This window comes from Pseudoruminococcus massiliensis, from assembly GCF_900291955.1.
GTDB lineage: Bacteria > Bacillota > Clostridia > Oscillospirales > Acutalibacteraceae > Pseudoruminococcus > Pseudoruminococcus massiliensis.
In genome coordinates, this window is the sequence record NZ_OLMR01000006.1 from 1 (window position 1) to 11,250 (window position 11,250).

General features: G+C 46.2%; 7 protein-coding genes and 1 pseudogene. 7 read left to right on the forward strand and 1 reads right to left on the reverse strand.

Annotation, left to right across the window (positions count from 1 at the left end; all coding sequences use genetic code 11):
- Positions 1 to 122: 122 nt before the first annotated feature.
- From C9914_RS08180 to C9914_RS08190, 3 genes and pseudogenes are all read left to right on the forward strand, one after another.
- Positions 123 to 1,457, forward strand: a pseudogene (locus tag C9914_RS08180) (VirB4-like conjugal transfer ATPase, CD1110 family); the annotation flags it as partial.
- 33 nt (positions 1,458 to 1,490) lie between these two features.
- Positions 1,491 to 2,276 carry a class B sortase gene (locus tag C9914_RS08185; RefSeq protein WP_106764679.1) on the forward strand — a complete coding sequence of 262 codons (786 nt, stop codon included), beginning with the start codon at positions 1,491 to 1,493 and terminating at the stop codon, positions 2,274 to 2,276.
- Positions 2,277 to 2,305: 29 nt separating this feature from the next.
- Entirely contained in the window at positions 2,306 to 4,099 is a 1,794-nt protein-coding gene (locus C9914_RS08190; RefSeq protein WP_242972090.1) for a CHAP domain-containing protein, read from the forward strand.
- Positions 4,100 to 4,142: 43 nt separating this feature from the next.
- Here C9914_RS08190 and C9914_RS08195 read toward each other — a convergent pair whose 3' ends face one another.
- Positions 4,143 to 4,475 (reverse strand): helix-turn-helix domain-containing protein, encoded by a 333-nt coding sequence (locus tag C9914_RS08195; RefSeq protein ID WP_106764681.1) that lies wholly within the window; start codon positions 4,473 to 4,475, stop codon positions 4,143 to 4,145.
- Positions 4,476 to 4,616: 141 nt separating this feature from the next.
- Between C9914_RS08195 and C9914_RS08200 the strand changes: the two genes are divergently transcribed.
- The 4 genes from C9914_RS08200 to C9914_RS08215 all read left to right on the forward strand — a co-directional run bounded on the left by C9914_RS08200 (position 4,617) and on the right by C9914_RS08215 (position 11,244).
- Positions 4,617 to 5,087, forward strand: coding sequence for an SLOG family protein (locus C9914_RS08200; RefSeq protein ID WP_106764683.1), 471 nt, complete (start codon positions 4,617 to 4,619; stop codon positions 5,085 to 5,087).
- Positions 5,088 to 5,293: 206 nt separating this feature from the next.
- Complete coding sequence (locus C9914_RS08205) at positions 5,294 to 5,500, forward strand: helix-turn-helix domain-containing protein (protein ID WP_106764685.1); 207 nt, start codon at positions 5,294 to 5,296, stop codon at positions 5,498 to 5,500.
- A 14-nt stretch (positions 5,501 to 5,514) separates the two neighbouring features.
- Complete coding sequence (locus C9914_RS08210) at positions 5,515 to 8,835, forward strand: DNA-directed RNA polymerase subunit alpha C-terminal domain-containing protein (RefSeq protein ID WP_106764687.1); 3,321 nt, start codon at positions 5,515 to 5,517, stop codon at positions 8,833 to 8,835.
- Positions 8,836 to 8,895: 60 nt separating this feature from the next.
- Positions 8,896 to 11,244 carry a phosphoadenosine phosphosulfate reductase domain-containing protein gene (locus C9914_RS08215; protein WP_106764688.1) on the forward strand — a complete coding sequence of 783 codons (2,349 nt, stop codon included), beginning with the start codon at positions 8,896 to 8,898 and terminating at the stop codon, positions 11,242 to 11,244.
- The last annotated feature ends 6 nt before the right edge of the window (positions 11,245 to 11,250 follow it).

Here is an 11,250-nt window from a genome sequence, read left to right on the forward strand (position 1 = left end):
TGGTACAGATTGACTATTGTTTGCTTATATTCCTGGGTGTATTTCGGATTTTTTGAAGACATTTTTTATTCCTCCTTTTTCTGTCTTCTATTTTATCATACTTGTCCACTTTTTTATTATATATCCAGATTACCGCATACACCAAGGAGCAGCTGGATCAGGATACGGAAACGGTGCTGTCTACGGCGAGAAAGCACATGTGCCAGATGGCGACGCTGAAGTATCAGCAGACGGATGGCCTGAACACGGTGCTCCCCATCGGGACGAGGAAAATCAACGCGTTCCTAACGCTCACGACAGAAAGCCTTGCGGTGCTAATGCCTTTCAAGGTGCAGGAGATCATGGACAAGGGCGGCATTTACTTCGGTGAAAATGCCATTTCCCACAATCTCATCATGTGCAACAAGGCAAATCTTCTGAACCAGTCCGCTTTTCTGCTGGGCGTTCCCGGTTCCGGTAAGTCGTTCTCGGCAAAGGAGCTGATCACCTTCCTCATTCTGAACACCAACGATGATATTATGATCTGCGACCCCGAGGGAGAATACGCGCCGCTTATCGAAGCTATGGGCGATCTCGGCTCGGTGATCCGTGTGTCTGCCGGCGGCAGAGACAGATTGAACGCCATGTATATGGTGGACGGGTACGGTGAAAACAACCCCATTGTTGTAAAGTCGGAGTTCATCATGTCTCTGATCGAGCAGATCGACAAGAAGGGCGTCGGCCCGCAGCACAAGTCTATTATCGACCGCTGCATCACCAATGTGTACCGCAATGCGGCGGACACCGGGACGATTCCCACTCTCTGCACGCTCCGCGATATGCTGCTGGAACAGCCTGAACCCGAAGCAAAGCAGATCGCGCTGTCCCTTGAGCTCTATACCACCGGTTCTCTGGATATCTTCGGCAAGCAGTCCAATGTGGACCTCGACAAGCGTGTCGTAGTATTCGACATTCACGGTCTCGGTTCCCAGCTCAAGCCCACCGGCCTGCTGGTGATCACCGATACCATGCTCAACCGCGTGACGCTGAACTGGAAGAAGGGCAAGCGCACCCATGCCTTTATTGACGAGTTCCATGTGGTGTTCGAGAACGAGTTCTCGGCGCAGTTCTTCAACTCCGCATGGCGGCAGTTTCGTAAGCGCAACGCATACCCCACGGCAATCACGCAGAATGTGGAGTATCTGCTGGATTCTGTTCAGGCCAGCACCATGCTTTCCAACTCGGAATTTGTAGTTATGCTGAATCAGGCTGCATCCGACAGAGGGCAGCTTGCCAAGCTGCTGAACATCTCCAATGAGCAGATGAGCTATATCACCAATGCCGACGCCGGCTGCGGACTGATTAAATACGGCTCTGCGCTGGTGCCCTTCATCAATCGGTTCCCGCAGAATACCAAGCTCTATCAGCTTATGACCACACGCCCCGGCGAGGGGAAATTTGCAAGAGGACGGGATTAACCCCGTCCTCCGTTCTTTTGGGAGGAATACAAAATGAAAAAGAAAACCCTTGGAATCATCATCGTTTCCGTACTCGGCGCGGCAGCGATCTTTTGCAGCGCCATGTTTACGCATCAGTATCTGGATGCCAAGAACAGCAAGGCGGCATTTGACGATCTGACAAATCTGATTACGGAAATCGACGAGCCGCAGAAGGATACCGAAGCGGAGGAAGCAGATCTGAGTGCAGAAGAACTGGCGGCAGCAGAGGCGGCGCTGGCCTGTGAAAAGTATGCGGCGCTGTTTGCGCAGAACAACGACTTTATCGGATGGATCAAGATTGATGGTACGAATGTCAATTACCCCGTCATGCAGACTCCGAACAAGCCGGACTTCTATCTGAAGCGCAGCTTTGATAAAACATACAGCGACTACGGCGTTCCCTATATTGATGAGGCCTGTATGACCGGGATTAGTAACAACCTTGTGATTTACGGCCATCACATGAATGACGGCTCGATGTTTGCCGACCTCTGTAAATACACCGACGCCGATTTCTGCAAAGAGCATCCGGAGATTGCCTTTGACACGCTCTCCAACCTCGGCAAATATGAGGTCGTTGCCGCTTTCAAATTCAATACGAACCGCGAGACCTTCAAATACAACGAATACACGCTGATGGATGAGGCGCAGTTTGCCGAGTTCATGGAGAATGTCCGCGCAAGACAGCTCTATGACACGGGCGTTACTGCCGAATACGGAGATCAGCTTTTGACCCTTTCCACCTGCGAATATACCTATCCCAACGGTCGCTTCGTTGTCGTAGCGAAGAAGGTGTGACTTGTCTGCTCTGAAGGGAGGCGATGGCTTTGGGCAGGATAAAAACAAGAGAGAGCGTTAAGGATATCAAGATTCTTGATAAAGCGGCGGTTGTCTCCGAGCGCATGAAGACGGCGCTCGTCCGCTCCAAGGATCAGGCGGAAAACCTGATGGACGATGGGCAGATTTCCCCCTCCGAGTACGCGGAGGACAAAATCCGCTATGCCGCTGAGGATGTGACCGATCAGGTTTGGCACGAGGTTTCCGGCCAAACGAAAAAAGCCATTGAAAAAGGCAAGGAGGCGCACCGGGAGCACCGCAATGAAAAGCGCATCCACAAAAATGAAGAACGGGTTCGCCGCTATGAGGAGGAGCTGCGTAGGGGCGCGCCAAGCAGAACGCCGCGAGAGGAGGCTGCACGGCAGGCAGCGCGGCAAATTACGGAGGCCACACGGACAAGCATCCGGAGCAGACGAAACCAGACCATCAAATCTGCGGAGCGTACTGAACGCACCATCAAGCAGTCTGCTCGCTCTGCCGGGAAACAGACCGTAAAAGTCGGTGCAAAGGGAACGGTAAAGTCAACAGAGAGGGCCGTAAAGACTGCGGAGAAAACCTCCAAGGCTGCCATCAAAACCGCAGAGGCAACAGCGAAGGCAACGCAAAAGGCAGCGGCTGCGGCTGCAAAGGCCGCTCAGAAAGCGGCGGAGATTGCCCGCCAGACTGCCATTGCCGCCTACAAAGCGGCTGTTGCGGCAGCAATCAAGGCCATCGCAGCGGCGATGAAAACACTGGTTGCGGCTATCGCTGCCGGTGGCTGGGTTGCGGTCGTGGTCGTCGTGGTTATCTGTCTTGTTGCCTTGATCGCCTGCTCCTGCTTTGGTATTTTCTTTTCAAGCGAGGATACCGGCTCAGAAAAGACGATGCGGCAGGTCATTCAGGAAATCAACATCGATTACCAGAACGAGCTGGATGCCATTAAGGATTCCGTTGAATACGATGCGCTTGAAATGTCCGGTTCCCGTGCCGTGTGGCCGGAGGTGTTGTCGGTCTATGCCGTCAAAACGACCTCCGATCCGGATAATCCTCAGGAGGTGGCAACGATCACTCCGGAAAAGGAACAGCTTCTGAAGGACCTGTTCTGGGAGATGAACGAAATCACCCACCGGACGGAAACAAAGACCGAGACGGTCATTGTGGAGACGGATGACGGCAATGGTAATATTCTTGAGGAAGAGGTTCAGGAGGCGATTACAACGCTCTATATCACCGTCGGCCACAAAACCTCAGATGAGATGGCTGGGCAGTACGGCTTCAACGAGGATCAAAAGCAGCAGCTTGCGGAGTTGCTTGCGCAGGACAGCAGTATGTGGGCGGCGGTGCTTTACGGAATCTATGGAGTGGATGACCAAATCGTTGCCGTGGCGCTGTCGCAGGTGGGCAATGTGGGCGGAGAGCCCTATTGGTCATGGTACGGCTTCGGCAGCCGCGTGGAGTGGTGCGCCTGCTTCGTCAGCTGGTGCGCAAACGAATGCGGCTATATCGACATTGGTGTCATTCCGAAGTTCGCAGGTTGTGTCAACGGTGTCCAGTGGTTCCGGGAGCGTGGACGGTGGGCGGATAACGCCATGGAGCCCTCGCCCGGCATGATTATCTTCTTCGATTGGGATAATAAGGGCAACTCCGGCCCGCAGGACGGTCAGGCCGATCATGTTGGTATCGTCCAGAAGGTCGAAAACGGCGTTGTCTACACCATCGAGGGCAACTCCGGCGACAGCTGCCGCGTCAATCAGTACCCGGTTGGCTATTATAAAATTCTCGGATATGGCGTAGTCGCCTACTAAGCAGAACACGGTGTCACCCTTCGTCGGGTGGCACCGTGTTTTTTTATTGGTTTTTGTATTTGTCCATTTCCTGAAGCATTTTATAGAGTTGCTTCTGCTCTGCCTCGTTCTTAGAGGCAACCAAGTCATAGCATTTGGTCGCAATGTTGTTGCCGCCACTCTTTCCCAACTTATCGAATAGCTCGGACAGTGAAATATCCATAGCTGATGCAATCTTCTCAACGCTTTCCAGAGTGGCGTTTTTCTCACCACGTTCCAATTGCCCGATATATGTGGGATGGCAGCCGGCAAGCTCGGCTAGTTTTTCCTGGCTGAGTCCTTTTTGCGTCCGGTAGTTTCTGATGCGTTGCCCAATGATCTTTGCGATATCACTCATTCCCCTCGCCTCCATATATAGTCTATAAATATCGCTTTGGCCAATCCATAGACTATTGATATTCAAAAGGCCGGGATATATACTATAGATATTATTTCTTAGATTTCGGCACTTATAGTATTCGAGAGGGGTGCGGAGTTTATGCGCACAAAAACAGTTTGCTTCACCGGACATCGGGAATTGCCGGCAGATGATCTGCCCGAAATCTCCAAGCACTTGGAGGACACCTTGGTCAAGCTGATTGAGCAAGGCTATCGCTATTTCGGCGCAGGTGGTGCCTTGGGATTTGATACTCTGGCAGCGCAGGTTGTCCTCCGCTTGCGGGAGCGTTATCCGCAGATTCGGCTGATCCTTGTGCTGCCGTGCCTTAACCAAACTCGAGGCTGGCCGCAGGAGGATATCGACACTTACGAAGAGATCAAGCGCTGTGCAGATAAGGTAACTTACACCTCGGAGCACTATTTTCGGGGCTGTATGCAGAAACGCAATCGGCATCTTGCGGATAACAGCAGCGTTTGTATTTGCTATCTGACGAAACCCACCGGCGGCACGGCATATACCGTTAATTATGCCTTGGAGCATGGGCTAACGATAATCAACATTGCTAAGTAGCTATCGAATAAAAGATCATATGCCTTTCTTACATGCAACTAAACTATTAGCGAAAAAAGGTGCGACCATTTTACAGCACCTTTTCTCTACTTGGGCTGTAATTCAATCAAACCTATTGAAAATTGTGTAGAAGAATGGTATAATATACAATATATTTTTATGCCGACGAAATAGTGAGGATAATCCACGCTGTATGGAGGTATCACATGAAGGTTCGCTATGATAAGCTGTGGAGGCTAATGAAGGACAACAAAATGAAGAAAAGCGATTTATCAAAGGCTGCGGAAATAAGCTCCTACGCGATGACAAAGCTAAATAATGATCGCCCTGTCAGCATGGAAGTAATGATCAACCTCTGTAAAGTCTTTCACTGTGACATAGGAGATTTGATGGAAGTAATCGAAGAAGACTAATTGGAGGCATTATTATGTACATGGATCGGGTTAGAATAGCCGATGTGATTACAACTGAATACTCGGACTTTCTCTCCTTTTGTTCCGCGTCGGGGAAGATATTTATTTCAGAATTAACGAATGTTGATTTTGTTGCTTTTAGAACGAGTTCCGGGCAATCACGCGACTACATAAAATCGATAAGAGCAATGCTAGACAATCCAGTTGTTGCGACTATTGAAGTTGACGCCGTCCAGAAAGGTTCGGAGAGCGAAAAAAACGAGTTGCAGGGAGACGGAGAACCTTTTGATGCGGGTAAATACCTCGCTCTTAAAGATCAGTCAACGCCGTCTAAAACAGAATCCACTTCATGGATACAGCCGAATGAACAGCCTGTAAAAAATTTAGAAGTTGCTCTTGATGAGACCAGTTGTTCTGACAGGAAAAATGCTACCGAGAATGAAACGGCTGATAGAACGACAGAAGAAATTGTAGTTACATCAACAGGAACCGAAACTACTGCTTCGAGTTCAACAGGGCCTTCTGATGACAATGAATATACACTCGCATACCTGTTTGATGTAAATCCTTCGTCGTTTGAAGATATAGGTATTATTGCACTCAATTTAGGTGTTCGCCCGACACGCTGCTTAAACAGTGCAAAGATTAAGACGATTGCTGAAGTGTTGGCCAGAACCACCGACGAGTTAAAAGCCATTAAAAGCATGGGCGTGAAGTCGGTCAATGAGATAGTACAAAAAGTTAAGGATTATGTGTCTGATCCTGCAAGTTTAGATGTGGCAACTATCTCAGATGTTTCCAATCACACCCCAAAACATGAGCGGGTAGAATTTGACCCTGCATTCAAGAGCGCTCTTGAAGCTATGCTAATGGGTGATGAGTACTCAACAGATTGGTTCAGTGACAATCAAATGGGGTATTTTGAAAAACTGAAAGAGGCTTCAGAGACTGTGGGAGAAGATATTTGTTTTGAGGCATATCTAAACCCAGAATATGTACTCACTATATGCAATGCCCTTATGGAGTTTGCTACACCATATATTCAGTATAGAAATGCTATGAACGACGCAGTCCAAAAAATCGAGAATTTGCCAGACTCCATGCGTCAGCTAAAGGCAGTGCCGTTTATCAGGGCTTACTCTGCAACGGCTGGTGAAAAACTGTCATATCTTTTGTCTGAATGTTCAGATGATACGACTGTCGAGCACATTCCGCTTCTCTATGAGGAATTGAGAAAAGAAGAGAATATGGCTGTGCTAACATCTGATATGAATAAGCTTCTCGGATGGCTCAATTTTGATGTTTTCACGCTTATTTCTTCTATCTCAGCGAACATTCGTAGTATTCTCGCCGGAAGAAACGAGAGAGCAATAGAGATATTTGCGCTTCGGTCTAAAGGCGAAACACTTGAAGCAGTAGGTTCCCTGTATGGCGTAACACGCGAACGCATTCGACAAATAGAGAGCAAAGTCCATAGGACCTTCTGGGATGTATATGAGAAGCAGAAATATGATCTCATTATGCTCGTCTATGCATTGCGGAATGGAGATAATGTTCTGCACTTTGATGAATTGAAGAACACGGTGGGGGACGAGTTCGCAGCTGTTCTTTGGGCTTGCATAAAGCATAATCAAGAGCATGAGCATTATTACTACTCTAAGACTTTGGATGCTATCGTAGTTAAGACGGATGATTCTGAAAATATGAGCGAGGCCGCTCTACTTTCGACGATAGATGCCCTTCTTACAACACTACCTGATGTGATGCTGGCTTCAGAGAAGGAAAACACTATTGCAGAACTGGCAGAAAAAAATTCAATTCCAAAAGAGGCGTTGAATAGCGTCTTTGATAGCATTTATCAGCAATCAGAAAATTTCCTGCATAGAGGTCGTCTTACGGTTGTGTTTATGTGTGAGTATGTTCTGAAAAACCGCTTTCAGGCAGGCTTTAAAATTGCAGATGACTTTGAAGCAGATCGGTTTAGGCAGTACATGGTTGAACTCTTCGGGACATGTGCAAAATCTATTACTACGAGAGCTATAGATGCTGATGTCGGTAGACTTGGTGTACTTTGCGACCGTGGAAAGTATATCCACCCAGATTATTTGGTTGTGGACCCAAGCGTTATCGATACCATAAACGATTATATTGAGGCGTCCCCGCGTTCGCTCATTCCGTATGGCGAACTCTTTGATGCGCTAAAAGAAAAGTTTGATGGCACACAGATTACAAACAGATTTCTCCTTCAAGGAGCATTGAAGAAGTATGGGTGTAGATTTAGTACGGGCAGAGATTTTGTTCGCAAAACCAAATCGGTAACTTTTGTGGATGAACTCGAATCATTTGTTTCAGACCGTGGCATCGTACATAAGTCAGAGATTTTCGCGGAATTTACATCGCTTGGAGAGGCGGGGCTTGGCCAAGTCGTGTCCAGGAGCGCAAATGTATTCAATATTGACAATGGCTATTATATCCACGCAGAGCAGTTTGATATTCAGCCGGAAGATTATGAAATGCTTCGCGGCTATTTAAGCGAGGCGTGTAAAGAAATTCCGGTTAATATCAGATCTGTTTATGATGCTGTTGCTGAACAATTCCCAGAATTCATGTATCGCAATGACTTTGAGGATCGCAATAAACTCTTTGCTGCTTTGAACTATATGTTCAGAGAAGAGTTTAGTTTTTCTCGCCCTTATATTGCGAAACTCGGAGTCAGCGATATTTCGAATCGAAGCGTTATCCTGCAGCATATCGAGGACTATGACAGCATTGAGATAGAGGAACTGATTGACATTTGCGATGAGAACGGTATCCACTATATTGCTCCGGCATATTTATGTCAGATGATTGCACCAGATTTCATTCGAGTTAATCGAACCACTCTGATGCGTCGTGAGCTTACCGGAATTACAGATGAAGTGATAGAGCAGGCGAATAGCATTATACGTGATCTTCTCAAAGTAAATGGATATATTGTTGGTTCGAAAGTTAACGATTTTTTGTGGTATCCGCAGATAGATATTGATTGGACCGAATTCCTCCTTGAGAACCTTATTGTACAGAGCAATAAAATCAATGTGGTATATATGTTTGGTGACCCATTGCAGCATCCGAACGCTATTTATGTCGCAGAGGAATTCGGCAAGGATACATTTGACTCATTCCTGATAAAGATACTGACAGAAGAAGTCCATAAAGGATCTTTCACATCGAAGGTTGAGATGAGAGATTGGCTGCGCGAAGAAGGAATGATTGAGGCCAAACTCCCCAATTTCCTCGAAAGTGCAAAATACTTCTATGTCAACGAAACTGGTGTTCATTGCACTGGAGAGTAACCATAACAAACGGCGTGGTGCTGACAACTCATAGCGCCCGCTAAAGGTGAGGAAACAATTATGTATAACTACGAATGGGATATAGAAACTGGTGGATATATTCTTTTGCCTTCTAAAATTACTGGGGTCACCAAAGAAGTCAGACCTGTCTTTTCTGAAGAGTTGCGATTTCTTGGGCTTGATCGAGACTATGGTTGGGACTTTCCTGATTGTGAAGGACCTCTGATGTGGGCAGAAGCACGTAGATATTTCTACAAGGGGGAACTTGTTTGTGAGGCATCTGGCGGTGGCTTATATGAAATGCCTAAGTTAAAAAAAGTTATCAAAGATTTGCGTATTACACCAGTAGATATAGAAATGATGCTTTCTAAAAATGAGAGTGTCATGGATGGATTTGTTCAAAAAACACTAAAAACAACTTACAAAGCCTATTTGGATTATAAGAGTAGAGTTAGTATGTTCTATGTGGCATACAGCGGAGGCAAAGATTCGATTGTCATGTTAGACATAGTGCAAAGAGCGCTTCCTCATGACGGTTTTGTAGTGGTTTTTGGCGATACGACTATGGAATTGAAAACCACCTATCAGGCGCTTTCTGAGGCCAAGGCTCATTGGCCTTCCCTTGAGTGGTATGAAGCGAGAGCGGAGTTCGAAGCAGAAGAATCATGGAGAAGAATAGGATTCCCGGCAAGAAAGCTTCGCTGGTGTTGTAGCGTGCATAAGACAGCGCCGTCTATTGCAAAACTTAAAGAAATATACAAGACAAAATATCCAGAGGCACAGCGTCCATTTAAGGTCATGGTATTTGATGGAGTTCGTGCAGAGGAAAGTGATGCGCGTTCCACTTATACAATGATTTCTGATGGAAACAAACACGCAGTTCAGTTTAATTGTAGCCCCATATTAGAATGGAGCTCTTGTGAATTGTTCCTTTACATTTTCAAATATGGACTTTTGTTTAATAAGCTCTATCGCTATGGTGCATACAGAGTTGGTTGCAAACTCTGTCCGATGGCTTCCGAATGGTATGAATGTGTACTAAATCATATTTTTCCTGAAGAGGTTAAACCGCTTCTGGACATTGTATCGACAAGCATCACAAAATCATTCTCATCGGATGAAGAGAAGAAAAAGTATCTTCAGTCAGGTGGCTGGAAGTCCAGAATTGGCGGGAAAGAACTCTCGTTTGGCGGCAACAAGATTACTGAGATTAAGGCAAAAGACTCGGTTAAACTTATTATTACTGAGGGTAACTATAAATGGGATAAATGGATGGCAACGGTTGGCCCTGTCATTCAAATAGGGGATAATAAGTATTCCATAAGATACAAAGATATAAACATGGACTTCACTGTTTCAACCGATAAAAGAGCCACTATTCTTACTCTTCCTGCACTGATTAGATCGCCGTTATCCGTCAGATTTATGTATCTATTCAAAAATGCCCTTAATAAAGCTGCCTATTGTGTAAACTGTGGAGAATGTATGGCAGAATGTGCGTTTGGGGCGCTAAACATCACCCATGATGATATAGTTATTGATGGTTGTAGGCATTGTGAGCATTGTTTAGATTCCAATAAAGGATGTATTGCAGCGAGATCACTTGGCATTACAGGAGGCGGAAATAACATGAGCATAAAGAATATCAGTAGATATCAGAACTTTGGGTTCAGACAGGAATGGCTTGAATTATATTTTGAGCTGTTGGATGATTTTTGGGCCAATGAGAGAATGGGAAAGTATATGATTGTTGGCTTCAAAACATGGCTCAAAGAAGCTGAAATTACTAAGAATAATGCGCTTACTCCACTTGGTGAAAAATTACAATTGTTAGGAAGTGACTCGCCAATCACCTGGGGCGTGATTTACACAAATCTCTGCTATGAATCTCCAATTATCAATTGGTATGCAAAGAAAATTGAAGTGGGAAGGACGTATTTTGCGGATGATCTCCCCATCTTACTCGGTGAAGAATACTCGGCAACTGTAAAAAAGAATGCTCTTAGCTCTTTGAAAGAGACACTTAGACTATCCCCTATAGGTTGGCTTTTATTGCAAGGAGAATGCGAAGTTAAGGGTAAAACGGTAGCAACAATCACGAAGGGTAGTTGGTATGATGCGGAACCAATTGTGATTCTTTATTCCCTTTATAAATTTGCAGAAAGAATGGAAGGTATGTACAGCTTTACTCTTTCTGATCTGCTCGAAGATAACGAAGAGAGAGCAGGATTGAGCCCTCGTGCTATTTTCGGTATTGAACGCGAAACACTAAAGCCGATTCTTCAGGGCCTTGCAAATAACTACAGCAGCTTTATTCAAGTAGACTTCAATAAAGGCATCATGGAAAACATTGATTTGCCTGCCGGTAAAAACGGTAAAAAGGCGGTTGATGTGCTCTCGCTGATTTAAGGAGGA